The sequence below is a fragment of the Streptomyces coacervatus genome (assembly GCF_029223485.1).
Classification (GTDB): domain Bacteria; phylum Actinomycetota; class Actinomycetes; order Streptomycetales; family Streptomycetaceae; genus Streptomyces; species Streptomyces coacervatus.
Genome location: NZ_JARHTP010000001.1, coordinates 511101 through 535876, shown reverse-complemented (window position 1 = coordinate 535876; position 24776 = coordinate 511101). Strand labels below are relative to the sequence as shown.

Genomic DNA, 24776 nt, shown 5'->3' with positions numbered 1-24776 from the left:
GCCGTCAGAACGCGCCGACCCCGTTCGGCGAGCCGAGGCCGGTCGCCCCGTCGTATCCCTTGGCTCCTTCGCAGAGATAGAGAGCCGAGCAGGTTCCGTTGCTGCCTGCCGTCACGTCGTACAGGGAGCCTTTGGGCGCCGAGTACAAGCGCTGCGCCGGATTGCCGCCGGTGTGACCGGTGCGGCCGTAGACGCCGGCGATGACGGGTGCCGCGACACTGGTGCCGCCGACGACCGACCAGCCCTGCAAGCCGTAGGAGTCGTACACCGCGACGCCCGTGGCCGGGTCCGCTACTGCGGACACGTCGGCGACCGTGCGGTTGGCGCAGGCGGAGTCCTTCTGCCAGCGGGGTTTGGCGACGAACCGCGAGCAGCCGCTTCCGGCGCCCTCCCACGAGGTCTCGGAGGCCCGGGTGCCGTCGGGGTTCAGGGTCAGCGAGGTCCCGCCGACCGCGACGACCGTGTTGAAGGCCGCCGGGTAGGAGATTCCGTAGCCCCCGTCACCACTGCTCACCGTGATCGCGACACCGGGGTGGGTGTAGTACGCGTCCTGTGCGTGCAGGGCGTCGGCGGACTCGTCGCCGCCGTAGGAGTTGGAGACGACCTTGGCTCCGAGACGAACCGCGGTGTTCACGGCGGTCCCCAGGTCGTCGAAGCTCGCGGAGTCGGCGCCGACGTAGAGGATCTTGCAGTCCGGGCAGGCGGCCGAGACCATCTCGAGGTCGAGCATCTCCTCGACGCCCCAGTTCGCGTTGGCCTCCGGCAGTGTGGAGCCGCCGTCCTGGTTCACCTGGGTGATGTCGGCCGGTCCGAGACCGAACCGACTGCGGTAGGTGTTGAGCGACGCCACCGCGTCCGGGTTCGCGTAGGCGTCCACGACCGCGACGGTAGTCGCCTTCGACGGGCCCGTGAGCCCGTACGCCGTCTGCAACTGCGTCGCGGAGAGACCGTCTTGGTAGTCGGCGGTGACCAGCGGCTGCAGGGACTGGTCGGTGGCGATCTTCACCCCGCAGGCGGTGCCGTCCGCCACCATGTCACCGCAGACCGACGCCGCCTGACGGGAGCGGTCCAGGATCGGATGGTCCTGTCCGGCCGTCGCGGACCTCGTCAGGTGCCGGGTGTCCGAGAGGTCGAGCGGCCCACGAGCGCCCGGCTCGTGCGGGGAGTCGGCGGCCCGTGAGGGGGACCGGGTACCGACCGGGGCAAGGAAGCCCGAGGGACGCGCGAGGTCGTAGACGTAACCGGCACCGGCGGGATAGTTGTACGAGACCGTGGGCGCGCCCAGCATCGCGGTGCGGCCGTCGGCGGACAGCGCGACGGACTTGCCGGCTCCGGCGAGCACCATCCATCCCGCGTACTCGGAAGGCACCAGCATCGCCTTCGGGGAGTAGCGCGCTCCTGATTGTTCGAAGACCTGGGCGGCGCCCTGCAGAGTGTTTCGGGCCGGGAGTCCGACCATCAGCACGGAGCCGTCGTACGACGCGGCCACGGAGACGGCGTCGCTGGGGTAGTCGGACTTCTGGGTCGGCTGGAGGGTCTCGCCCGTGGTCCAGCCGTCGCCCCGGAGACGATAGGCGTAGGCGAGACCGTTGCCGTGGTAGGGAGCACTGGCGATCAGCACCCTCCCGTCACCCGCGAGGGCCACACCGTTGCCGAACCGCTCGGCCGGCACACCGTCGGCGCGGGTGAGCTCGGCGGTCTGGGACCATGCGCCACCGTCCCGGTCGAAGGTGTAGACGGCACCGTTGTACTTGGACCGGCCCTTGGCGCCTACCGCGAGTCGTGAGCCGTCGGCCGAGAGGGAGATCGCGGACCCGAAGAGGTCGTTGGGCGCGGAGTCGGTGCCGACGATCTGGGTGGGGTCGGACCAGCCGCCGTCGGCCTTCGCGGAGACGAAGACCGAGCCTCGCCTCGCCTCGTCGAACTGGTCGGCGATGGCGATGGTCGTGCCGTCACCGGATATCGAGACGGAGCCTCCGAAGTCGTCGACCGTGAGACCGGGCACGGTGAGGGTGGCGCTGAGCTGCCATCCGTCCGTCCGCGTCAGGGCGAACACATAGGCACGGCCGCCCTGTTGGAACGGCGCCCCGGTCACGATCGTTCGACCGTCGTCCGAGATGGCCACCGAGAACCCGAGCTCCTGGTATCGCGTGCCGGGAACGTTGAGGACCGTCGGCTGCGCCCAGCCGGTGTGTGTCCTGTCGTAGACGTAGACAGCTCCGTTCAGGCCGTTCACGGTGGGCGCGCCCATGACGGCCCGGCGCCCGTCGGCGGAGAGCGCCGTGGACCAGCCGATCGTGGAGCCTTCGGGCGCGTCGGCACTCAGAGTGCCGTCGAAGGCACCTCTGGCCAATGCCGTCGGTTCGGCGGCCGCGATGCCGTTCACGCCGGTGGACCCGAGGATCACCACAGCGGAGACCACCAGGGCCAGGCGGGCTCTGAGACGCCTGAACTTCTTCCGCATCGTCTGCCTTTCATCGGGGCTGCCGAAAGGCTCCCGCGTGTTGCGGGCACCGGGGTATGGCAGACGTGGGTGAATGTTGGGAAACGGGGGGTGAATCAACTTGTGCCGAACGGCCGTCCCGGCTTCGCCCGGGGACCCGCCACCGACCGGGGGACGACGGCGTCCCGCAGGAGGCTGCGGACGGTCACTGCGCGGGTGTGCGGGCGGCTGCCGGGGGGTGCGCGTGGTGACGGTCCGACGCGGGCCGCCGGTGCGGGTCTTCGGGCGGATGAGGTATCACGACCGGTGGCTGCCGCTTCGCCGTAGGTACCCGCACCATCCTGCCACGCCCCGCGAGGTGGCAACCTTCCATGGGTGGACGGCGGGCTCGGGGGCGTGGGCCCGCGTGAGTCTCCGTTCACCGGCGGACGAGTCATGCCCATCTCTGCCGTCGGGAACGGGAGTTCACGCGGGCCCACTCGGAGTCGGAGAAGCCCGAACTCCTCTCAGACCCAGCCGACGACCGGTACGAACCGGTTGACCAGGTGGGTGATCTGCCCGTCGGCGTTGACGGTGGCCTGCTCGATGCCGCTCTGGCCGATGAGGCGGCCGTCGGTCCCGCGGGCGGCCTGGATCCAGTGGCACTCCAGCCTGCCGTCGTCGAGCTCCGTGACGGTCCAGAAGTGCTTGCTGTCGGCCATGCCCTTGGCCAGGTGCTCGTACACCGCCATGATCGCGGGCAGTCCGGTCGCCGGTTCCATTCCGTCGGCGAGCTCGACGACGGCGTCCGGCGCGAAGATCGCCTCAAGCTCCTTCAGGGCCTCAGGCTCGTACGCCGTACGGTCGTAGATACTGATGTAGCGGTCGATGACGGTGTCCTTCACGGGGGTTGCCCCGGTCGTCTCGGTCATGTTGGTGCCTCCGTCGTCTCTCGACTCGAACCGGAAACCCTCCGGTTCTGGACTGTGTGTTCTCTCGGGTCAGGTGGCGATCAGGGCGAGCACGGCGTCGCGTCGCTCGCGCAGCACACGCAGGCCTTCCTCGGCGGCTGCGCGGATCTCGTCCGGGCCGGCTTCCGCGGGGCCGAGCAGGGCCGTCACCGTGGCGGCCATGACCCGGTCGGGGTCGTCGACGGTGACGACGCTCGGGGCCTGCGGCCCGGTGACGGCGCCGAGGAAGCCGGTCATGAGTGCCTGCAGGGCGTAGGCCTGTTCATCGAGGGGCCAGTCGGTCCGTACCAGCCGGTGCTCGCGCCACACCGGCAGGACCGTGTACATCAGCGCTGTGGGGCCCAGCTGGTCGAGCAGTTCCACGCTGCGCGGATGCTGGGCGAGAACGCCCAACAGGTCGTCGTCGCCGGTCTGCATCGCGCGTACGAAGGGGTAGCTCACGGCGTTGCGGGCGATCTGCGGGAAGAGCACATGCGGACGGCAGATGGCCGGGTCGGCGCCTAGTGCCTGGATCTCACCCTCCAGGAAGGTCAGGAAGTCCCTGGCGAACAGCCCGAACAGAAGGTCGTGCTTGGTGCCCCAGTACAGGTACACCGTGCCCTTGCCGACGTGTGCCTTCTGCGCGATCTCGGCCACGGTCAGCCCTTTGACGCCTCGCTTGAGGACCAGATGCCGGGTCGCGGCGAGAATCCGGGCCGCCGTGGCGGAGTCGTGTTCGGCCAGTGCTGTCATCGTCGTTCCCTTGCTGTTTCGCGTGGGCCCATGGGCGCCGAGCCGGTCTCATGCCAGGGAGAGGTCGCGGTCCTTGAGCAGGCCGGCCTTGTTGCCGGTCACCATCCGTTTCAGCAGGGGGGAGATCCCTGGAGCCCGCATCCCCACGTTCAGGGCCTTGCGTATCGCCAGCTCTCTGTTGTTGGCGGGCACGAAGAACACCCGCTGGTCGAGGCCGTTCTGCTGGAACACGTCCACATGGGGGCGCAGGGTCTGTTCCCATGCGGACAGGGCATGGCGCACATCTGTGGGGTTGCGGTCCAGCATCGTACCGAGGAGGTCCGCCCCGGTGATCCCCATCGAGACGCCCATGCCGGCGTAGAGGCTGACGCACCAGGCGGAGTCGCCCACGAGTACGACCCGGCCGCGATGCCAGGTGTCCATCCGTGCCTGCTCGACCGAGTCGAACAACAGGTCGTCGGCGGTGTCGAGCGCGTCGAGCACCTCGCCCAGCAGGCGGCCGGTGGGCTCGGGACCGAACGCCGCGCGTACACGCTGGGCCGGCGTCTGGCTGAACTCTCCGTCCACGTCGTCGGTGTGGTAGTTGAGCAGCACCGTCTGCAAACCACCGTTGAAGGGGAAGACCCACATCGACCGGTTGGGCTCGAACAGGGTGGCGCCGTCGTCCGGATGGAGTTCGCTGAGCGGGCCGGGAAGCTTGTAGGCGACCGCCATGTAGTTCATCCGGTGCAGGTACTTCTCGTGTGGTCCGAACACGAGGGACCGCACGGTGGAGCGCAGCCCGTCCGCACCGACCACCAGATCGAACCGCTCCGTGACCGAGGTGTCGTCCGTGGTGTCGGTCAGCGTGACGTCCACGCCATGGGCATCCTGTTCGATACGGGTCGGCACCGTCGAGTAGCGGATCTCGACATCGTCGGGCAGCGCCATGAAGGCGGCCTCCTCGACATCGCCGCGCACCGTCATCCAGGGAGTGCCGGGCAGGTCGGCGTAACTGAGGGCACCACGCCGACGGCTCCCGGCGCGGTCGAACTCGTACTGGACGGTCCCCGGAGGGGTGCGGTTGCTCAGTTTGTCGAGGATGCCCAGGCGCTGTGCCGGGTGCCGGCCGCCACCGAACAGTGCGATGAAGTATCCGCCGGTCCGCCGGGCCGGGGACCGCTCGACGACGACCGGCGTCCACCCGATCTGCCGCAGCCGCAAGGCGGCCGCGATTCCGCTGATGCCCAGCCCTACGACGAGGGCGCGGCGTTCCTTGCTGTTCTGTGCCTCCATGCCTGTGTACCTCCTGGCATTTCGGGGTGCGTGGGCTGACCGAATTCGTCATTTGGTCAGCCCACGAGTCGGCTCATACGGGAAGCGTGACGAGGGTCAGGAAGTGGAGAGAGGCCCTGACTACATCGGCTTGATGTTGAAGTTGTGGCTGAACAGGTTGGTGGGGTCGTACTGCGTCTTGATCCTGCGGAGCCGCTCGTACTTGCCGGCGCCGAAGACGTCGGCCAGCGCGTTCTCGCCCGGCTCGAAGTTCAGGTTCACGTAGGACGTGCTCAGGTCGAGCAGCGACTTGGTCTTCGTCCATGTGTCGCGGGTCCAGGGCACGATGCGCTCACGGTCCTCGGCGGTGGTGAAGCCGACCTCGACGCCGATGTGCCACTCGGCGGCCCGTCCGCTGTACGCGGTGGCGTCGTCGTCCAGATCCTGGACGGCGCCGCCGAGCGACTGCACCGCGAAGACCTCGCGCTGGACGGCGCCGGACGAGATCTTGTCGTGGTACTCCACGGCGTGCTCAACCACACCCTCTGCGAGGGGCTGGGACAGCTCGCGCGTCAGTCCGGACTTCATGTACCAGCCCGCGCCGTAGCCGGCGATCTCATCGAAGGCCGTCTGGACAGCGCGGAAGTCGGTGGTCGCGACCGCGTCGAACAGCGGCTTGCCCACACTGCGGACCTCGCGCAGGATCTCGTCGTCCTGCTCCCCGCGGTAGACGACGTTGGCGATCATGAGGCGCTGGCCGGCGACCTGCTCGGCGAGGAACGGGAACGCGTTGGGGTCGAGGCCCAGCGCGCAGGTAATGCTCATCGTGCGGGGCGCCTGCTTCATGAGCTGCCCGAACCTGTACAGCACGTCGACGGCGTCCGACATCAGGTAGACCAACGGGCCGCCCTGGACCGGACCGAGGGGCTGCGTACTGCATTCGAACTCGGTGACGACCCCGAAGTTGCCGCCGCCGCCGCGAAGGGCCCAGAAGAGATCGGGATTCTCCTCCTCGCTCGCGTGGATGATCTCGCCCTCGGCCGTGACCAGGCGCAGGCGGACGAAGGAGTCGCAGGTCATGCCGAACGACCGCGTGAGGTAACCGATCCCGCCGCCGAGAGCCAGGCCGGCCAGTCCGGTGTGGGACACGATTCCGGCCGGCATGACCAGCCCGTGCTGGAGGGTCGCCGCGTCCACGCTGCCGAGGAGAGCGCCTCCCTGCGCGCGCACGCGCCGCGTCGTGGGGTCAGCGACGACGTTCCCCATCCTCGACAGATCCAGCGTTATCCCGTCGTCGCACATCGAGTGGCCGGGGTAGCTGTGGCCGCCACCGCGAATGGCCAGCGGCAGTTCGGCCTCCCGGGCCAGCCGGATCGCGGCGACGACATCGTCGTCGTCGGTGGCCTTGACGACCGCCAGCGGCCTGCGGTCTATGTCCCCGTTCCACAGGCTGCGCGCCGTGTCGTACGAGGGTGACGTGGCCGTGATGACGTCGCCCTTGAACACGGACAGAAAAGCGGCTCCCCCGGGGACTTTCTCGATCGAGCTCATGTGAACTCCTCTCGGCTGTGTTCTCTTGTGTCCTGATGGGCCCGGGTTCAGTGCGCCGCTTCGTGCTTCATGATGTCCGCGAGGTATTCGCCGACCATCATCGCGGTCGCGTTCGGACCGCGGGACGTGATCGTCGGGAAGATCGAGGTGTCTGCGACCCTCAGCCCGTCGATTCCGTGCACGCGCAGATGCTGGTCCACGACGGCCTGGTCGTCGGACGCCGGTCCCATCCGGCAGGTGCCCGAAGGGTGGCCACCACCGACGCGGTCGAACGCCCATTGGTCGAGCTTCTTGTCGTCGCCCACCGTCTTGGCGTCCAGCCCGACGATCGAGGCGCCGATCCCGCGCAGCCCGGCGGAGTTGAAGATCTCGAACGCCACACGGATCGCCGCACGGAAGCGAACGTGGTCCTGCGGCTCACTCAACAGGTTCCATCGAAGGTCGGGCAGCTGGTCGGGGTCGCCCGAGACGAGCGTGACCGCGCCACGGCTCTCCTGCTTCTCGACGACGATCCCCAGCATCGCGTGTCGCAGCGCGCGCGCCTGCCGTGTGACGGCCTTCGCCGAGGTGCCGCGCATAGCCTTGGCGGCTTGGACGGGGCGCGCGAAGACGTCCGTCATGCCCAGCATGTCGCTGTTCTTCGTGACGAACGGCAGGATCTCCAGGTCCGAGCCCTCGTCGGTCCAGTGGAGCACGGAGGTCATCGCACCGCGCTCGGGCTGCTTGACCAGATCGAGGCGCGAGTCCCACGCGGCGCTCACCATGGGATGGTCCGTCATGTGCCGGCCGACGCCGGGCAGGTCGTGCACGATGTCGACGCCGTGTTCGCGCAGGTGGTTCGCCGGGCCGATGCCCGAGACCATCAGCAGGTGCGGCGAGCGCAGCGCTCCGGCCGAGATGACGATCTCGTCCCCGTGGAAGACCTGAGGGCGGCCGTCGACGATGGCCTCGATGCCCACCGCGCGCGACTTCTCGGTCAGCACGCGCCGCGCGACCGCGTTGCCCACGATGGTGAGGTTCGGCCGGCCCGTCGCGGGCAGCAGGTAGGCGAGGGCGGTGCCGATCCGGCGGCCCTCGAAGATGTTCAGTGGGACGGGTCCCACACCGCCCTCGGGCCGAGGGTCGTTCTTGTCCGGGTCGGACCCGAAGCCCAGGGCGTGACAGCCGTCGTCGAACGCCGACGTGAACTCCGGGGCCCGGTCCAGGGGTTCGCGCATGACCGGGATCGGCCCGTCGGAGCCATGGGCGTCCCCGTCGAAGTCGAGGTCACGCTCCATGCGCTTGTAGTACTTCTGGACCGTGTCGAAGGCCCACTCGTCGTTGCCGAGCTTGACCCAGGTGTCGAAGTCGTCCTTGAGGCCCCGGATGTAGTAGCACCCGTTGATCGAGCTGGAGCCTCCCAGCCCCTTGCCACGCGGATAGGGGATGCGCAGGCCGGGCCGGACCTCTCCCATGTAGGCCCAGTTGTTCGGGTGCCCGGGTGCTCCGGCGGCCACGATGGCCGGGGCCAGCAGCTCCTGGGGCATCTCGTCGGCGGCCGAGTAGACCGGGCCGCCTTCCAGCAGCAGCACGGTGAGGTCGGGATTCTCGCTGAGTCTGGCTGCGAGGGCTCCGCCGGTGGACCCGGAACCCACGATGATCACGTCGAATTTTCCAGCCACAAGTCCGCTCCGTTCTCGGGTTCAGACATGCGGGACGCGCTGAAATGCGGCTCAGTCGTCCCTGTGCGGTCGCCGGCGGCTCGCGGGAAGACTCCCGGGCATCCGTCGTCGGCGACTGACTGGCAGTCAAGTCTGCCCGAATACTGACACCCGTCAGACCGCGCGTCAACCGCCACGTTCCAAGAGGATTCGCCGCGATCGACAGCCCCCGCACAGGCTCGGGCCGGGGCGTGCACGCCTCTTGACGCCGCTGGTCGGCGGGGGCATTCTGTGGCGCACTGACTGGCAGTCAGTCCCCTTCGGCGGGGCCGTGCCTCCGACCGGACACGGAACAGCTCCGCAGTCCCCGGTCGTGGTGGCGCGAGCACCCCCGTTCATCAGGCGGCGTGTGGCCGCCGACCGATCCCAGTGCCATGCGGTCTTCAGTCGATCCGTGTCGGCCCTCCCGTCGAGAGAGCGACCGCGCACGCGGTCCGGTCACGGACGAGGCAGAGGCCGGTCCGAGAATCCCGTTTCTTGAGAGCGACTGATCCCGAGGCACGTGTGAGGAGAACCCGATGGCGATTGTTGACCAGTCCAAAACCAGGATCGACGGCAGGTGGGAGATCACGTTGCGCCCAGACCTGTCTCCCGCGCACAGCGCGGTGCTGGAGTTGTCCCGGGACGGCGACGCGCTGTCGGTGAAGATCGACAGCGCCGACGGCTCGGGCACCGGCGAAGGGGTGGTGGACGGGAGCCGGCTCTCGTGGACGGGGACCTTCGGGCAGCTGCCGGCTCCGTGGCGGTTCAGCGCGGAGATCGACGGGGACGTGCTGCAGGGGCGGGCGGAGGCGGAGTTCGGGCAGTTCAGGATGATCGCGTCGATGGAGGGCGTGCGCGCCGGTTCCGATGCCCGGGTGGGGTTTCGTGAGGGCTCGGAGGCCCTTGTCGAGACGCTGACCGCGTGCGGGGTGGAGTACGTCTTCGGCTACTCCGGCGGCATGACCACCTCCGTGCAGCGGAGCGTCGTCGGGCAGGGCGTGCAGAACATGAACGCCCGCAACGAGTTGTCGGCGGCATGGATGTCGTACGGCTACAACCGCGTGAAGCGGCGGGCCGCCTCGGCGACGCTGATGTGGTGCGTCGGCTCGCTGCACGCCTCGCCGGTGGTACTCGCGGCCAAGCTCGACTCCACACCCCTGGTGTACATGCTGATGGAGAACTCGGCGGTGTGGGATCTGCGCGACGCGTTGCAGGACGGCACGGAGCTGTATTCGGCGTTCAAGCCGTTGGCGAAGTACGTCAGGCGGATCGTCGACGGCCAGGATCTGCCGCTGGCCGTGCGCCAGGCGGTGCTCGCGGCGAGCACCGGCAAGTTCGGCCCGGCGGTGCTCGACCTGACGCACGAGGCGATGTACCAGAAGACCACGGTCAAGACCGAGCCGCTCACGCTGCCGACGCCGCCCGCCGCGGACGAAGAAGCCGTACTGCGGACGATCGAGCTGATCAGGTCGGCCACCAGGCCGGTGCTGCTCGCGGGCGCGGGGATCCACATGGCCGACGCGACGGCCGAACTGCGCCGGTTCGTCGAGGCCACCGGGATCCCGGTCGTCTCCAGCGGTCCCGGCGGTCGGGGGGTGCTGCCCGACGACCATCCCCTGTACGCGGGCGACATGAGCGGCTGGGGCTACTTCGGCACCGGCACCCAACTGGCCGAAGAGGCCGACCTGTGGATCGCGGTCGGGTTCTCGTTCTCCCAGACGGCCACCGCGTCATGGTCGCTGGCCAAGCCGGAGAAGGTCGTCCACGTCGACATCGAGCAGGCGCAGCTGGGACGGATCTTCCAGCCCACCGTCGGTGTCGTCGCCGACGCCGGAAAGTTCCTGGCGCAGCTGAGCGGCCGGCTGGAAGCATCCGGCCTCCGGCGTTCGGACGGCGGCGACCCGGCCACGCTGGCGAAGATCGCGCAGGCCAAGGAGTCCTACCTCCAACTGCTGAGTTCCTTCGTCGGAGCCGACCCGATCATGCCCGCCGCCGTCGGCCAGGCCCTGGCGGCGGAGGTCCCGCCGGACACCATCCTCGTCAACGACGAGGGCTTCATGGTGCCCGGAATGGTCTTCAACGAGGACAAGTACCCGTCCGGGTTCGCCAACCCGCTGGGCTTCCACTACGACTCCCTGGGGTCGACGCTGCCCGTGGCGATCGGCGCCAAGCTCGCCGCGCCCGACCGGCTGGTGGTCAGCGTCGGCGGCGACGGCGGCTTCTACTACGACTGCGGCGACCTCTCCGTGCTCGCCGAGCGCAACCTCAAGGTCGTGTGCATCCTGCTCAACAACGGCGGCCTGTACGGCGGTCGGCGCGGCCGTGAGCACGGCGTCAACGCACTGCCCCTGACGCACTGGACGGACCTTCCCGAGGAGACCGACTACACCGCGATCGCCAGGAGCATGGGAGTGCCCGGCGAGCGGGTCGAGAAGGCGGCCGACATCGCGCCGGCGATCCGCCGCGCGATCGAGGCGGACGGCCCTTACTTCATCGAGGTGATGACGTCGGGGAGCACCCTGCACCTCTCGCTCAACGCGTGGCCCGACCCGGACCCCAAGACCATCCGCAAATTCGGCCACGGCGACCGTTCCGTCGAGGGCTCGTGGCCGAGCTGACGCGCAACGACCCGATCAGGGCCGGCCCGTGAGGCCGGTCGGCGTGGCCGCGCCGATCCGCTCACGTTGACGCTCGACAGAGGAGTACCCGCCCGTAACACGGGTCAGCGCGTCCAGCTCCGCGGCGGCATCCGTCGGGAACTTGTAGGCACTGCGAACGGAAGCCACCAGGACCTGGGCGCACATGTCGGTGACGTCTTCGACGCTGAGCCGGTCGAGGTTGTCGAGGTAGGTCACCGTGACGGCGTCGACATAGCCGCTCCAGCCGGTGAGCGCCGCCTGCAGCTGCGGCGGCGCGCTTTCCGGGCATCCCAGTGACGCGGAGATCTCGGCCAGCGCGTCGAGCCGTGCCGCCTGGAGCACCTCCCGGACCTGCTCGTCCGCGTGGCCCGTCCTCATCATGATCGCGAATCGCTCGGGGTGCAGGCGCGCGTACTCGAAGTGCCGGAACAGAAAGCCGTGGACGCGCTCGACGGCCGTCAGCTCCGTGTCACGTGGCCTCTCATAGGAGACGAGTTCTTCCCATGCCTGCCGAATGGCGGCCGCAAAGAGGCCGCGCTTCCCTCCGAAGTGGTACGACAACAGGCCGTGCGCGACTCCGGCCCGCCCACAGACCTCGTCGACCGAGACGTCCTCGTACGGCTTTCTGGCGAACAGCTCAAGCGCCGCCGCGATGAGCGCTCCGCGACGACCGACATGGGTCTCACCGACGGCGACTTCGCCGCGCACGTTCTCGGCTTGTATCGGGGGCACTCCTCGAGTGTCGCTGGTGGTCGCCACGGTGGGAATTCTAGGGCAGCGAAAACCTGTACCTGCCAAGTTCTCCCGTCAATCTGCCCTGCTTCACGCGTGGCGAGACCGACCTCGCCATCGCCAACGAAAGGAATCGGCATGAAGATCATCGCTCTCGAGGAGCACTTCCTCACCCAGGCGCTGCGGGAAGCGACCGCCGACCATCCGGTCAGCCGTCTGTACGAGGAGACGATCCCCCACTTCATCGGCCCGCTCCTCGACCTGGGTGATCGACGCCTCGCGGACATGGACGCCGCGGGCATCGACGTCCAAGTGCTCTCCCACACCGTGCCCGGCCCGGAGAGCCTCCCGGCGGACGCGGCCGTACGGCTGTCCGTGGTGGCCAACGACGCCTTGGCCCAGGCCGTCGCCGCCCACCCCGACCGGTTCGCCGGCTTCGCCGCCCTGCCCATGACCGACCCCCGGGCCGCCGCGCGGGAGCTCGACCGGGCTGTCACCGACCTGGGCTTCGTCGGCGCGATGATCAACGGCCATGTCGGCGGCCGCTACCTGGACGACGAATTCTTCTGGCCGGTGTTCGAGGCCGCCCAGAACCTCGGCGTGCCGGTCTATCTGCACCCCACCCGGCCGCCGGAGCCGGTGTTCGAGGCCAGCTACGCGGGCTTCACCCCGGTCGTCAGCGAGATCCTCGCCAATGCGGCCTGGGGCTGGCACATCGACACCGGACTGCATGTGCTGCGGCTGATCCTGGGCGGTGTGTTCGACCGCTTCCCGAACCTGCAGATCATCATCGGGCATATGGGCGAGGCGCTTCCGTCGATGATCTGGCGGGCGAACTCGGTACTCAACGCGGTCGCCGGCCTGGACAGGCCCGTCGTCGACTACTTCACCGACAACCTCTACGTCACCACCAGCGGGCTGTTCGACTACGCGCCCTTCGCGGCGGCCCTGCACGCGCTGGGCACCGACCGGATCCTGTTCTCCGTCGACTACCCCTTCAGCGGCAACACGGCGGCTCGTGAGTTCCTCGACCGCCTGCCCTTGAGCCGACCGGACAAGGAGAAGATCGCCCATATCAACACCGAAAAGCTGCTCAGGCTGGGCAAGTGATCCGCTGAACGTACCGGTCGTGAACCCGGCAAGTGGGCCCTTCCTCCGGTCGGTCACCGCCTCCGTGGTCAACTGGTCCCGATCCTGAATGAGGGTCCGTCAGCTTGCTGAAGGACCCTCTCCACCAGCCGCAGGCGCTTGGCCTCCCAGAGCCGGTCCCGCTGCCGGTGGCGCAGTTCCAGTTCGGTGTGATCGGGGTGCTCGGCGTTGGTGACGAAGCAGGTCAGCCGCATGCCGTCGGCGCCGATCTCGGCGAGCCGGGCGTCGGCGCGGATATCGCCGTCCGGCTCGACGGCCGGTGTCCCGCGGACGCATGGATCTTCGAAGGAGGACTGCCACCGCCCGCGTGGGGACTGCCGGTTGACGAACTCCTGGGTGCCGTTCCCGAGGTCGGTCGAAGCCGACTGCAATGGCCTGTTCTGATGGTGAACAGCGTCCAAAGGTCGGGGACAGGTTGCTTCCTTCGGAGGGGTCACGCCGGTGGATCGCGGGGTTAGCGTCGGCGACGCTGTCGCCTGGAATCTCGACGGGTCGCCCTTCTGGAACGGGCGCCCTTTTCGACCAGCGCCTTGGAGAAAGCAAACTTGAGGAGGAACCCATGGTGTCTGCTGACCGGCAGGACGGGACGGGCGGTTACGGCTCGCTGAACGGGACGATGCAGACCTTCCTCTCGGAGGTCCAGAAGGATCTCGCGCAAGGGATGCTCTCGCCACGGGTGCTCAACGACCCCGACATCCACCGCGCCGAGCTGGACCGCATCTTCACCAAGTGCTGGGTGTTCGTCGGACACGTCTCGGAGATCCCCAGCCCCGGCGACTACGTACTGCGCTACGTCGGCGAGGACCAGTTCATCCTGGCCCGCGACGAACAGGGCGAGATCCAGCTGCTCCTGAACAACTGCGTACACCGCGCCTCACCGGTGTGCCGCGCGGAAAAAGGAAACACCTCCCACTTCCGCTGCCCCTACCACGGCTGGATCTACAAGAACTCCGGCGAATGGAACGGCGCCCCCTACCGCGCCAAGGCGTACCGCACCCTCGACACCGCCCGCTGGGGCCTGCGCAAAGCACCCCACGTGGACAGCTACCAAGGCCTCGTCTTCGCCTGCCTCGACCCCGACGCCGTACCCCTGCGCGAGTACCTCGGCGACATGTGCTGGTACCTGGACATCGTCTTCGGCCTCAACGAACAAGGCATGCGGGCCGCCGGCGACCCCCACCGCTGGATCGTCCCCGCCAACTGGAAGTCAGGCGCCGAGAACTTCGTCGGCGACGCCTACCACGTCCAGTCCGCACACAGCTCGCTCGAGGACATCGGTCTCCTCCCCGACCTCGGAGAGTCTCTCAGCACACAGTTCCATGTCGCTCTCGAAGGCGGGCACGGGCTCATCATCACCCCGAATCTCCTGCCCGAGCCGCTCTGGGTCATGGACTACCCACCCGAGGTGGCCTCGACCTTCGATCTCGCCCGGTTGGGCGCCGGGCAGCGTGAGTTCCTGGAGTCCCGGTACGGGGTGGTCGGCTTCACGATCTTCCCGAACCTGTCGTTGATCCGGGCCGTCGCCTCTACCGAACGGGGCCGACCGCCGGTGTGCTTCACCGCTCTGCGGCAGTGGCAGCCGCGGGGGCCCGAGCAGTTCGAGCTGTGGAACTGGCCCATGGTGTGGAACTCGGCCCCGCCCGAGTTCAACCAGGCCTCGTACGAGGGCAGTGTCTTCGGCTTCAGCCCCTCGGGGGTGTTCGAGCAGGACGACACCGTCGTCTGGCGCGGCGGCCCCATGGTGGGCCGCTCGGCGTTCGCACGCCAGGACATGAAGCTCAACTTCCAGATGGGCCTGGACGGAATGAGCGACTACAAGCCCAGGCCCGACTGGATGGGGCCCGGCGAGGCCAGCACCTCTGTCTACGGCGAGAGCAACCAGCGCCGCTGGTGGCAGCGCTGGAGCGAGGCACTGGCGTCATCCTGACGAGGTTGTTCCCTGTGCCGACAGCAGCAGAAGAGCCCGCACCGTCAGCTCGTCCGGTGCGGGCTCAGCAGCGTCACCTGCCGAAGGTCCTCATGCGGTCCGTGGTGTCGTCTCGTACGGCTTGATCATGTCGTAGATGAAGTCGCCGCCGTCGCGATACGGGATTGCTCCCGTGCGGTCGAGTGCGCCCTCCATCGAGGCCGCCACGTCCTCGGGCGTCAGGTCCGGATTCGGCGGGGCGGCGGTGGTCTGGCTGATGAACGCCTCGTTGAAGGAGCCGGCCGCCGCTTCGATCACCCTGCCGGTGATCGTGCAGTCCTCATGGGCGAGCCATGCCGCGACCGGGGCTACGACTTCGGGGGTCAGCCCCGCTGACTGGTTCTGCTTGCTGGCCTCAGCGGTGAGCATGGTCTGCAGAGCCACGGTGTCGGCATAGGGCGAGATGGCGTTCGCCCTGATCCCGTGCCTTGCTCCCTCGGCCGCCAGTGAGCGGGTCAGCCCCACGACGCCCAGCTTGGCGGCGGCGTAGATCGACTGGGTGGGCAACCCGGCAAGCCCGACGCCCGAACTGACGTTGACCAGGCGCCCGTAGTTCTGCGCGGTCATATGCGGCCAGGCGGCACGGGTCATCCATATATGACCCATGAGGTGGACGCCGACGACGCGTTCGATGTCCTGGTCGGTGATCTCGTCGAACGTCGCGAACGGTGCGATGCCGGCGTTGTTGATCAGGATGTCGACCCGGCCCCAGGCGTCGAGAGCGGTGTCCACGATCGCCCGCGCGCCGTCACGCTCGGCCACCGAGTGGCCGTCACCGACAGCCTCGCCGCCGGCCTTGCGGATCTCCTCGACCACAGCCTCGGCACCGGGACCGATCTGCCCGCGCCCGTCGGGACCGACACCGAGATCGTTGACCACGACCTTCGCCCCCCGCGATGCCAGAAGCATCGCGTACGACCGTCCGAGCCCGGGGTTGCTGCCCGCACCGGTCACGATCGCCACTCGTCCATCAAATCGAAACTCGTCCGCGCTCACTTTGTCCTCCACGGTGACCTCGGGGTTGGCCGGCCCCCGGGTGCGGACGCACGACGACCTCCGACAGGCGCACATCGTGCCCGGACCGGCCGGGGGACACCCTGCGAGGCTAGGACCGTGTCACGGCTGTCACCAGCGTCCGAAGGTAGGGCACAGGGCGCTTCCTTTGGGGGGTTTACGGCGATGAACCCGCCGGGCGAGCCTCGGATCACCGCAGCCAAGGGAGCTCGCGGGACAGCTCGCCGGGAGGAGAGACAGCGTATGCCGGTGAAACGTCCGGGACGGGATGCCGTCCCCAACATGACGGACTACGACGCCGAGCGGGCCCGGTTCCGCTGGGAGGTTCCACAGCGGTTCAACGCCGTCCTGGACATCCTCGAGCGCCGGGCGGAGCAGAGCCCCGACGAACTCGCCCTGGTGACACTGCGCCGCGACGGCGGGGTCACCGCGTCGTACACCTTCCGCGAACTCAACCTGGCCAGTCGGCGCATGGGACACGCCCTCGCCGGGATCGGTGTCGGCAAGGGCGAGCGGATCTTCGTGATGCTCCCCCGGATCGCCGAGTGGTACGTGGCCCTGCTCGGCGCGATCCGGATCGGCGCCGTCCCCGTCCCCGGCACGCCGCAGCTGACCTCCCGTGACATCGAGTACCGCGTCGACCGGGCGGAAGCCGTCGCCGTCATCACGGACACTGACGGGGCGGTCAAGGTCGACAAGCTCACCGACCGCCTGCCGACGCTCGCACACCGCGTCGTCGCCGGGACGGCGCCGTCCGCCGGCTGGCACACGATGGACGGGCTGCTGGCGCGGGCGTCGGAGGGGCCGACGCCGGTGGACCCGACCGCCGCCGACGACATGATGCTCATCTACTTCACGTCCGGCACGGTCTCGTACCCCAAGATGGTCGCGCACACCCAGGCCAGCTTCGGGCTCGGCCACATGGTCACGGCCCGCTACTGGCAGGACCTCCGGCCCGGGGACCTGCACTGGACGCTGTCGGACACCGGGTGGGCGAAGGCCGCGTGGAGCAAGCTCTTCGGGCAGTGGGCCCAGGGCGCGACCGTCCTGGAGATGGACCTGGGCAAGTCCGACCCCGATCTGATCCTCGACACGATCGAGCGCCACGGAGTCACGACACTCTGCGCGCCGCCGACCCTTTACCGCTCGCTGGTCGTCGCCGATCTCGCGAGCTACGACCTCTCCCGGCTGCGCCACTGCGTCTCGGCCGGCGAGCCACTCAATCCCGAGGTGATCCGGATCTGGGAGGAAGGCACGCGCGGGCTCGTCGTCCACGACGGCTACGGCCAGACCGAGACGGTCAACGTGCTCGCCAACTTCCGCTGTCTGCCGGTACGCAGCGGGTCGATGGGCAAACCCGTTCCCGGGTTCGACGTCGACGTGGTCGACGACGACGGTGCGTCGGTGTCGGTGGGCGACGAGGGCAACGTCGCCATCCGGGTGGAGCCCGAGCGGCCGGCCGGGCTGTTCACCGGTTACTGGCGCGATCCCGACGCCACCGCCGCCGCGTTCACCAACGGCTGGTACTTCACCGGCGACAAGGCGCGCCGTGACGAGGACGGCTACTTCTGGTTCGAAGGCCGCCAGGACGATGTGATCACGTCCTCGGCGTACCGCATCGGCCCGTTCGAGGTCGAATCGGCGCTCGTCGAACATCCGGCCGTCATCGAAGCCGCGGTCGTCGGACAGGACGACCCCGACCGAACCCAGATCGTCACCGCGTTCGTGATCCTGCACCCCGACGCCGCCCCTTCACCGCAGCTCGCCGAGGAACTGCAGGACCACGTCAAGCGCCTGACCGCCCCCTACAAATACCCACGCCGGATCCACTTCGTCAGTGATCTGCCCAAGACCGTGTCAGGCAAGATCCGCCGCGGCGAACTGCGCGACCGGCTACGCGGCACCACCCAGACCTGACATCCGCCCGACCCGAGGCACGTGGAGGAGCATTCGATGACAACTGCTGACGAGGCCGCGACGCGGATCGGTGGCACGTGGGACCTCACCCTGCGCCCGGGGGCGTTCCCGCCGCGGAGCGGTGTGCTCACCCTGACCCCGGACGGCGAGTCACTGTCGGTGCGGTTCGAGACCCCGGAGGGCTCCAGCACCGGCGAGGGAGACATCAAGGGGCGGCGCCTGTCCTGGACCGTCGCCGTCGGCAGCAACCCGGCCACGCTTCGTTTCGAGGCGGAGGTCGAGGGCGACATTCTCCTGGGCCACGTCGAGCTGGGCGTCGGGCCGTTCAAGGAGCGAGCCCCGGTGGAGGCCGTGCGAGTCGGGTCGGGCGCCCGGTTGCCGTTCCGGGAGGGATCGGTCGCCGTCGTGGAGACGCTCACCGCGTGCGGGGTCGAGTACGTCTTCGGCTACACGGGTGGTGTGTCCACGAGCCTGGAGCGCAGCATCATCGCGCACGACATCAAGGACTTCAACGCGCGTAACGAGCTGTCCGCGGCGTGGATGTCCTACGGCTACAACCGCGTGAAGCGGCGGGCCGCCTCCGCGGCACTCACGTGGTGCGTCGGCGCGCTGCACGCCTCGCCGGTCGTGTACGCGGCCAAGCTCGACTCCACCCCCCTGGTTCTCATGCTGATCGAGAGCGCGGCGGCGTGGGACATGCGGGACATCCTGCAGGACGCGACCGAGCTGTATCCGGCGCTCAAGCCCCTGTCGAAGTACATCAAGCGTGTCGTCGACGGCGAGGACCTGCCGCTGGCCGTCCGGCAGGCGGTGCTCGCGGCGAGCACCGGCAAGTTCGGCCCCGCGGTGCTCGACCTCACGCAGGGCGCGATGTACCAGAGGACCACGGTCAGGACCGAGCAGCTCACGCTGCCGGAGCCGCCCGCGGCGGGCGAGACGAGCGTACGGCGGACGCTGGAGTTGATCGAGGCCGCCGAGCGGCCCGTGATCCTGGCGGGTGCGGGCATACATCTCGCCGACGCGACGGGCGAGCTTCGCCGGTTCGTCGACGCGACCGGCATTCCGGTGGTGTCGAGCGGGGCGGGAGGCCGCGCGGTCCTGCCGGACGACCACCCGCTCTACGCGGGCGACATGAGCGGCTGGGGGTACTTCGGGACGGGCACCAAGGTGGCCGAGGAGGCCGACCTGTGGGTCGCGGTCGGGTTCTCCTTCTCCCAGACGGCCACCCTGTCGTGGTCCCTCGCCAAGCCGGAGAAGGTCGTACAGGTCGACATCGAGGAGTCTCAGCTCGGCCGGATCTTCCAGCCGACGCTGGGCATCGTCGCCGACGCGAAGGCGTTCCTCGGCCAGCTCAACGGCGGGCTTGACGCCTCCGGACTGAAGGGCCGACGCCACGCAGGTGAGGTGCGGTCAGCGGAGATCGCGACAGCGAAGGACACCTACGCCGAGACGCTGAAGTCCTTCGTCGGCACCGACCCGATCATGCCGGCCGCGATCGGCCAGGTCCTCTCGGAGGAGGTTCCCGCGGGGACCATCTTCGTCAATGACGAGGGCTTCCCGGTGCCCGGGATGGTGTACCGGGAGTCGAAGTACCCTTCCGGCTTCGCGGCACCGCTGGGCTTCCACTACGCGGCGCTGGGGTCGTCCCTCCCGGTGGCGATCGGCGCGAAGCTCGCCGCGCCCGACCGACTGGTCGTCAGCGTCGGCGGCGACGCCGGCTTCTACTACGACTGCGGCGAGCTCTCGGTGCTCGCCGAGCGCAGTCTCAAGGTCGTGAGCATCGTCCTCAACAACGGTGGCCTGTACGGCGGTCGGCGCGGCCGCGAGCACGGGGGGCCCGGCTCGGTGCCGTTCACGCACTGGACCGACCTTCCCGAGACCGACTACACCACGGTCGCCCAGGGCATGGGCGTGCCGGGCGAGCGGGTGGACAAGGCGGACGAGCTCGCGCCGGCGATCCGGCGTGCGATCGCCGCGGACGGCCCGTACTTCATCGAGGTGATGACGGCCGCGAGCACGATGCACCTGCACATGGCCGAATGGCCCGACCCGGACCCCAAGACCACCCGCAAGGCGGGCCATGCCGACCTGTTCGTCGACGGCTCATGGCCGAACTGACGAACCGCTCGACATCCCGCGACCGATCTTGAGGAGGAGTTCATGGCGACTGTTGAACAGCGAGAGGAATCGACCAGCACGGGGGCTCGCCTGCCCGACATGGCGAGGTTCATCGACTTCCTCGAAGCCCGGAAGGCGGAGTCAGAGAATCCGAAGCATGCCGCGATGATCGACCTGCTCATCGAGCACTCGGTCGCCGAGGTACGCGACCACGACATCGAGCGGACCATGGCGACACTGGTGGACGACTGCGTCTACCACAATTACGGCGACCCCGTCGCGATCGAGCGGAACGGCGGTCCGGTCGCCTACCGGGACGCGGTGCGCGCGAACTACCTGGAGAGCATGGCGAACGGCTCGCTGGACATGGACGGTCTCGAAGTCGAGGTCGATCATTTCTTCATCAGTGATGAGGCCATCGCCTGGGACGGCTACGTGCGTCTTCGGCTGCCTGGTGCGGCGCTGGCCGAGGCGGGCGTGCCCCTGCCGGACGGAGGAACGGCCGACGACGTGTTCGTGCTCACGGCGAGGCAGGCCATCGTCATCCCGTTCCGCGACGGTCTGATGGTCGGAGAGGACTTCTACCTCGACGGCCAGGGCACCTGGGAGAAGGTTGCCTGACCGCTCGCCGGCCACGAGGTCGGCGGGTCCTGTTCACATACTGCCGTCCCGACGGTGCGAAGGGTCTTCGCAGGCGAAGCCTGCGGGGGCCCTTTTGCATGGCGTCGAGATCCGGGAACGCGCCCCCTGACCCAAGGCGCGGAGATCGGCGGGCGCGCCGAGCGGTTGTCGTCGAGGACGTGGTCACCAGCGGTAGTCAGGTCGTGCTGTCCACCGCCGAGTTGCGTGCCCCGGTCGCCGTCCGGCGCGCACCGGGACGGGGAAGCCGGATCAAACGCCGCGGCCCCCCTCCGCCCCCGTCGCGAGCAGTCCGTTGACCACGAGCCTCGCCAACCGCTCCGCCGTGGCCTTGAGTTGCTCCGCCGAAACGGGGTCCGGCCTGCCCAGGCGTCGCGCCAAAGGTCCTTCCAACATGCCCGAGACCGGAGGGATGACGGCGAAGAACATGACGTCCATCGGGATGGGCTCCATGCGTCCGGCGGCGACGAGCCGTTCGATACTCGGCACCATGAGCTGCAGAGTCGGAGCGATGTACTGCTCGTAGAGGTAGTCCAGCCGCTCCGTGTCGCGGGAGAACTCGTCGACGAGGACCCGTCCGATCAACGGCGTGTCCACCGCGCTCCGGTAGAAGCCGGCGATGATCAGGCGCAGTTGCTCGGCATCGTCGAGTGAGGGATCCGTCTCCGGCACGCCCGCCAGTTGCGCCTTCAGTGCAGCGTCGACCACCGCACGCCAGAAGGCCGCCTTGGATCCGTACCGGTCGTTGATGAAGTTGTGACTGACCCCCAGGCGGCCGGCCAGCACCCGTGCGGAACCGCCGTCGTACCCCAACTCGGCGAAGGCCTCGAGCCCGCGCAGCAGGATGCTCTCCTCGTCGGGCACAGCACGAGTGTCCCGGCTCGGGCGCCCCGGCCGTCGGGCGGGTTCTGTTCTGGCTCCCACCATTGTCTCCTCACCGTTCGCCCCGGACCTCTGGGACTCGCTCCCAGCTTAGGCGGCTGACCAACAGCCTACTTGACACCTGTCAGAATACGACTAATCTGACAGGTGTCAGAACGTTCGCGGCGTGAGGCAAGCAGTCGGGTCAGCCCGTTCCTCGGAGGGCCGACCCGCACGAATCACCACCGGAACCACCGCTCCCCCCCACCACGTTCGGCCTGCTCCGTCCTATGCCGGAGCAGGCCGAGCGCCCTCCGAAAGTGAGTGCCACATGACCGCACACCCCCCGCTCCGAAAGGCCCCCGACCACGTGGTGACGCTGATCGCCGCCGGGGATCCCCTCGCCGATGCCGTCGTCGCCGAACTGGACCAACACGGCGCACAGGCGCGGCGCGCTCTCGACGCGGGCCTCAGGAACGGCCTGGCAAGCCTGGACCCGGAGCCCCCCACGGCCGTAGCCGCGCTGCTGCGTCAACTGGAAACGCCCCCTTCCTGGGTCGACCCCTTGATGCTCCATCGCGGCGATGTCGCGAGCCTGTCCGTGCCCCCGATGTGGTTCCAGCTCTGCTCGCTGACCAGTGCGCTCGCGCACTCCTACGCCTCTCCTGCCACCGCACGACAGCTGGTCCGGACGGGCGGTACGACGGACATGGCTGCGCGTCGGCTCGCGGAGAGCGGTGTATGGGCACGGCAGACCGTCCGGCCGGGAGGGCTGCTCCGCGGACGGCCCGGCTACCTGGCCACCGTCGAGGTCCGGTTGCGCCATGCCCGGATGCGGGCCGACGCCGTCGAGGACTGGGACCGGGGCGCCGAGGGCCTGCCGATCGGCCAGCTCGACATGGCCCGTACGTGGCTCGGATTCACCTTCACCGCCTTCCGGGCCCTCGATGCCGTCGGCATCGGCATGAGCCCGGAGGAGGAGCACTACCTCTATCAGTACTGGTCGTACGTCGCCCATCTCCTGGGACTCGACGAGCGCCTCCACCAGGACGTCGGTGACCACGCCGGCGCGTGCCGGCTGCTGGACCTGCTGGACTTCACGACGCCCGCGCCCGACGAGAACTCGGCGACCCTGGCCTCGGCCATGATCGGTGCACAGGCCCGCGCGATGGCCGGCGCACCGGGCGTCGGGCTGTCCGAGGAGCAGCTGCGCCACCTCATCCACAGCGTGCTCCGGCGGACCTTCGGAGAGGAGTGGGGGGATCACCTGGGTATCCCTGTCGTCCCGCCCGCGACCGATCTCATCCCCCTGATCAGCCGGCTCAACCGCCAGGCCCGCTACTGGCAGACCTACTCCCCCGCCTCGGCCCAAGAAGCCCGCCGCCGAGCACTGGCGGAGCCCGCGCCGCACCTCAAGGCGGCCCTCCCTCCTCGCGCCCGCTCGTGCCGCAAAGCCACGGAAGGTGATCACACGGGCGTCCGGGCGGCCTGATTCACCTTCCCCTCCTTGCCGGCCACCACGGCCCAGCCCATGACGAGCTCCGACGACGCAGCCGTCCCGCACCGTTCAACTGTTCCCCCTCCTCTCTCTTCAGGAGTTTCGTCATGTCCCATGGATCAGCCCCCGCGTCGGACACGGCCACCGTGTCCATGCTCCCTCCCTCTGACGCACCGCCGCGTCACCGCTGGTGGATCCTCGCCGTCATAGGCGTGGCCCAGCTCATGGTCGTCCTGGACGCGACCATCGTGAACATCGCCCTGCCCTCGGCGCAGAAGGACCTGGGCTTCTCCGACGGCAACCGGCAGTGGGTTGTCACCGCCTACGCCCTCGCCTTCGGCAGCCTGCTCCTGCTCGGCGGCCGGATAGCCGACCTGTTCGGCCGCAAGATGACCTTCCTCGTCGGCCTGGTCGGCTTCGCCGGTGCCTCCGCCCTCGGCGGCGCCGCCACCAGCTTCGAGATGCTGGTCACCGCCCGCGCCGCACAGGGCGTCTTCGGCGCCCTGCTCGCCCCCGCCGCCCTGTCCCTGCTCACCGTGACCTTCACCGACGCCAAGGAACGCGCCAAGGCCTTCGGTGTCTACGGCGCCATCGCCGGCGCCGGCGGAGCCATCGGCCTGCTGCTCGGGGGCCTGCTGACCGAGCACCTCGACTGGCGCTGGACCCTCTACGTCAACCTCGTCTTCGCCGCCGTCGCCTTCGTCGGCGGAGCGCTCCTGCTCAAGCGCACCACCCGCGACAGGACCGCCACCCTCGACATCCCCGGCGCGCTCCTCGTCGGCGGCGGCCTGTTCTGCCTCGTCTACGGCTTCTCCAACGCCGAGAGCCACGACTGGAGTTCGGTACAGACCTGGGGTTATCTGCTGGCCGGTGGCATCCTGCTCGCCGCGTTCACCTGGTGGCAGACCCGCTCCACCCACCCCCTGCTGCCGCTGCGCGTCCTGCTCGACCGCAACCGTGGCGCCTCCTTCGTCTCGGTGCTGATCAGCGGCGCCGGCATGTTCGGTGTCTTCCTCTTCCTCACCTACTACCTCCAGCAGAGCCTGGGCTACACCCCCGTCAAGACCGGCCTGGCCTTCCTGCCCATGGTCGCCGGTCTCATGCTCGCCTCCACCCTCGCCACCACCGTCCTCATCCCCCGCATCGGCCCCAAGCCGGTCGTGCCGCTGGGCATGGGACTGGCCGCCGCCGGCATGGTCTGGCTCACCACCCTCGACCTCAACAGCACCTACACCACCGACGTCCTGCCCCCGCTGGTGATCGCGGGCCTCGGCCTCGGTCTGGTGATGCCCCCCGCCATGAGCCTGGCCGTCGCCGGCGTGGGTGCCGAGGATGCCGGCGTGGCCTCCGCCGCCGTCAACACCATGCAGCAGGTCGGCGGTTCCCTCGGTACCGCCCTCCTCAACACCCTCTCCACCACCGCCGTCACCAACTACCTCGACGGCCGCGACGCCAAGGACCCGATGGTCATCGCCCACGCCGGCCTGGAGGGCTACTCCACCGCCTACTGGTGGTCCGGCGCCTTCTTCGCCGCGGGCCTGGTCATCAGCGCCCTCCTCTACCGCCGAGGCGTCCCCGCGCAAGACCCGGACGCGGCACCGGTCATCCACATGTGAGTCCCGACCACGCAA

Annotated in this window: 18 protein-coding genes; 8 read left to right on the top strand and 10 right to left on the bottom strand. The window is 69.0% G+C overall.

Translation table 11 applies throughout. The features are described 5' to 3' along the window. Positions 1 to 4: 4 nt before the first annotated feature. The 6 genes from P2Q00_RS02350 to mftG form a co-directional block, all read right to left on the bottom strand. Positions 5 to 2464, bottom strand: coding sequence for a S53 family peptidase (locus P2Q00_RS02350; protein WP_275768918.1), 2460 nt, complete (start codon positions 2462 to 2464; stop codon positions 5 to 7). 485 nt (positions 2465 to 2949) lie between these two features. Beyond that, on the bottom strand, positions 2950 to 3354 hold the full coding sequence (locus tag P2Q00_RS02345) for a nuclear transport factor 2 family protein (protein ID WP_275768916.1): 405 nt from the start codon (positions 3352 to 3354) through the stop codon (positions 2950 to 2952). Positions 3355 to 3423: 69 nt separating this feature from the next. After that, positions 3424 to 4125 (bottom strand): TetR/AcrR family transcriptional regulator, encoded by a 702-nt coding sequence (locus P2Q00_RS02340; protein WP_275768915.1) that lies wholly within the window; start codon positions 4123 to 4125, stop codon positions 3424 to 3426. A 48-nt stretch (positions 4126 to 4173) separates the two neighbouring features. Then, on the bottom strand, positions 4174 to 5400 hold the full coding sequence (locus P2Q00_RS02335; RefSeq protein WP_275768913.1) for an FAD-dependent monooxygenase: 1227 nt from the start codon (positions 5398 to 5400) through the stop codon (positions 4174 to 4176). 120 nt (positions 5401 to 5520) lie between these two features. Continuing rightward, a complete protein-coding gene (locus P2Q00_RS02330) occupies positions 5521 to 6930 on the bottom strand; it encodes an FAD-binding oxidoreductase (RefSeq protein ID WP_275768912.1) in 1410 nt (469 codons plus the stop codon). Positions 6931 to 6977: 47 nt separating this feature from the next. Next, positions 6978 to 8591: a mycofactocin dehydrogenase MftG gene (gene mftG / locus P2Q00_RS02325; RefSeq protein WP_275768911.1), complete on the bottom strand. Its 1614-nt coding sequence runs from the start codon at positions 8589 to 8591 to the stop codon at positions 6978 to 6980. Between the two features lie 557 nt (positions 8592 to 9148). Between mftG and P2Q00_RS02320 the strand changes: the two genes are divergently transcribed. After that, complete coding sequence (locus tag P2Q00_RS02320; RefSeq protein ID WP_275768909.1) at positions 9149 to 11230, top strand: thiamine pyrophosphate-binding protein; 2082 nt, start codon at positions 9149 to 9151, stop codon at positions 11228 to 11230. 15 nt (positions 11231 to 11245) lie between these two features. On the opposite strand, the gene P2Q00_RS02315 is transcribed toward P2Q00_RS02320, so the two are convergent. Further along, on the bottom strand, positions 11246 to 11983 hold the full coding sequence (locus P2Q00_RS02315; protein WP_275768908.1) for a TetR/AcrR family transcriptional regulator: 738 nt from the start codon (positions 11981 to 11983) through the stop codon (positions 11246 to 11248). Positions 11984 to 12121: 138 nt separating this feature from the next. On the opposite strand from P2Q00_RS02315, the gene P2Q00_RS02310 reads away from it, so the two are divergent. Continuing rightward, positions 12122 to 13093 (top strand): amidohydrolase family protein, encoded by a 972-nt coding sequence (locus tag P2Q00_RS02310; protein ID WP_275768906.1) that lies wholly within the window; start codon positions 12122 to 12124, stop codon positions 13091 to 13093. Between the two features lie 68 nt (positions 13094 to 13161). On the opposite strand, the gene P2Q00_RS02305 is transcribed toward P2Q00_RS02310, so the two are convergent. Continuing rightward, a complete protein-coding gene (locus tag P2Q00_RS02305) occupies positions 13162 to 13503 on the bottom strand; it encodes a hypothetical protein (protein WP_275768905.1) in 342 nt (113 codons plus the stop codon). Positions 13504 to 13691: 188 nt separating this feature from the next. Here P2Q00_RS02305 and P2Q00_RS02300 point away from each other — a divergent pair, with 188 nt between their 5' ends. Beyond that, positions 13692 to 15059 (top strand): aromatic ring-hydroxylating oxygenase subunit alpha, encoded by a 1368-nt coding sequence (locus P2Q00_RS02300; RefSeq protein ID WP_275768903.1) that lies wholly within the window; start codon positions 13692 to 13694, stop codon positions 15057 to 15059. Positions 15060 to 15149: 90 nt separating this feature from the next. Here P2Q00_RS02300 and P2Q00_RS02295 read toward each other — a convergent pair whose 3' ends face one another. Beyond that, positions 15150 to 16061 carry an SDR family NAD(P)-dependent oxidoreductase gene (locus P2Q00_RS02295; protein WP_275768902.1) on the bottom strand — a complete coding sequence of 304 codons (912 nt, stop codon included), beginning with the start codon at positions 16059 to 16061 and terminating at the stop codon, positions 15150 to 15152. Between the two features lie 294 nt (positions 16062 to 16355). Between P2Q00_RS02295 and P2Q00_RS02290 the strand changes: the two genes are divergently transcribed. The 3 genes from P2Q00_RS02290 to P2Q00_RS02280 are packed head-to-tail and all read left to right on the top strand — an operon-like array spanning position 16356 to position 20768. Next, positions 16356 to 18029, top strand: a complete 1674-nt coding sequence (locus tag P2Q00_RS02290; RefSeq protein ID WP_275768901.1) for an acetate--CoA ligase — start codon at positions 16356 to 16358, stop codon at positions 18027 to 18029. Between the two features lie 36 nt (positions 18030 to 18065). Beyond that, positions 18066 to 20147 (top strand): thiamine pyrophosphate-binding protein, encoded by a 2082-nt coding sequence (locus tag P2Q00_RS02285; protein ID WP_275768899.1) that lies wholly within the window; start codon positions 18066 to 18068, stop codon positions 20145 to 20147. A 42-nt stretch (positions 20148 to 20189) separates the two neighbouring features. Beyond that, the gene (locus P2Q00_RS02280; protein ID WP_275768897.1) at positions 20190 to 20768 is read left to right on the top strand and encodes a nuclear transport factor 2-like protein; all 579 of its coding nucleotides are present in this window, start codon (positions 20190 to 20192) and stop codon (positions 20766 to 20768) included. A gap of 270 nt (positions 20769 to 21038) precedes the next feature. On the opposite strand, the gene P2Q00_RS02275 is transcribed toward P2Q00_RS02280, so the two are convergent. Continuing rightward, the gene (locus tag P2Q00_RS02275; protein WP_275768895.1) at positions 21039 to 21650 is read right to left on the bottom strand and encodes a TetR/AcrR family transcriptional regulator; all 612 of its coding nucleotides are present in this window, start codon (positions 21648 to 21650) and stop codon (positions 21039 to 21041) included. Between the two features lie 328 nt (positions 21651 to 21978). Here P2Q00_RS02275 and P2Q00_RS02270 point away from each other — a divergent pair, with 328 nt between their 5' ends. Both P2Q00_RS02270 and P2Q00_RS02265 read left to right on the top strand, forming a co-directional pair. After that, positions 21979 to 23139 (top strand): oxygenase MpaB family protein, encoded by a 1161-nt coding sequence (locus P2Q00_RS02270; RefSeq protein WP_275768893.1) that lies wholly within the window; start codon positions 21979 to 21981, stop codon positions 23137 to 23139. A 113-nt stretch (positions 23140 to 23252) separates the two neighbouring features. Continuing rightward, a complete protein-coding gene (locus P2Q00_RS02265) occupies positions 23253 to 24761 on the top strand; it encodes an MFS transporter (RefSeq protein ID WP_425579662.1) in 1509 nt (502 codons plus the stop codon). Positions 24762 to 24776: the final 15 nt, after the last annotated feature.

Bases quoted from the DNA above. Each gene is read 5' to 3' on its own strand.
- P2Q00_RS02300 (WP_275768903.1), top strand. From the start codon at position 13,692: ATGGTGTCTGCTGACCGGCAGGACGGGACGGGCGGTTACGGCTCGCTG.
- P2Q00_RS02270 (WP_275768893.1), top strand. From the start codon at position 21,979: ATGACCGCACACCCCCCGCTCCGAAAGGCCCCCGACCACGTGGTGACG.
- P2Q00_RS02320 (WP_275768909.1), top strand. From the start codon at position 9,149: ATGGCGATTGTTGACCAGTCCAAAACCAGGATCGACGGCAGGTGGGAG.
- P2Q00_RS02265 (WP_425579662.1), top strand. From the start codon at position 23,253: ATGTCCCATGGATCAGCCCCCGCGTCGGACACGGCCACCGTGTCCATG.
- P2Q00_RS02345 (WP_275768916.1), bottom strand. From the start codon at position 3,354: ATGACCGAGACGACCGGGGCAACCCCCGTGAAGGACACCGTCATCGAC.
- P2Q00_RS02340 (WP_275768915.1), bottom strand. From the start codon at position 4,125: ATGACAGCACTGGCCGAACACGACTCCGCCACGGCGGCCCGGATTCTC.
- P2Q00_RS02350 (WP_275768918.1), bottom strand. From the start codon at position 2,464: ATGCGGAAGAAGTTCAGGCGTCTCAGAGCCCGCCTGGCCCTGGTGGTC.
- P2Q00_RS02285 (WP_275768899.1), top strand. From the start codon at position 18,066: ATGACAACTGCTGACGAGGCCGCGACGCGGATCGGTGGCACGTGGGAC.
- P2Q00_RS02335 (WP_275768913.1), bottom strand. From the start codon at position 5,400: ATGGAGGCACAGAACAGCAAGGAACGCCGCGCCCTCGTCGTAGGGCTG.
- P2Q00_RS02330 (WP_275768912.1), bottom strand. From the start codon at position 6,930: ATGAGCTCGATCGAGAAAGTCCCCGGGGGAGCCGCTTTTCTGTCCGTG.
- P2Q00_RS02290 (WP_275768901.1), top strand. From the start codon at position 16,356: ATGCCGGTGAAACGTCCGGGACGGGATGCCGTCCCCAACATGACGGAC.
- P2Q00_RS02310 (WP_275768906.1), top strand. From the start codon at position 12,122: ATGAAGATCATCGCTCTCGAGGAGCACTTCCTCACCCAGGCGCTGCGG.
- P2Q00_RS02280 (WP_275768897.1), top strand. From the start codon at position 20,190: ATGGCGACTGTTGAACAGCGAGAGGAATCGACCAGCACGGGGGCTCGC.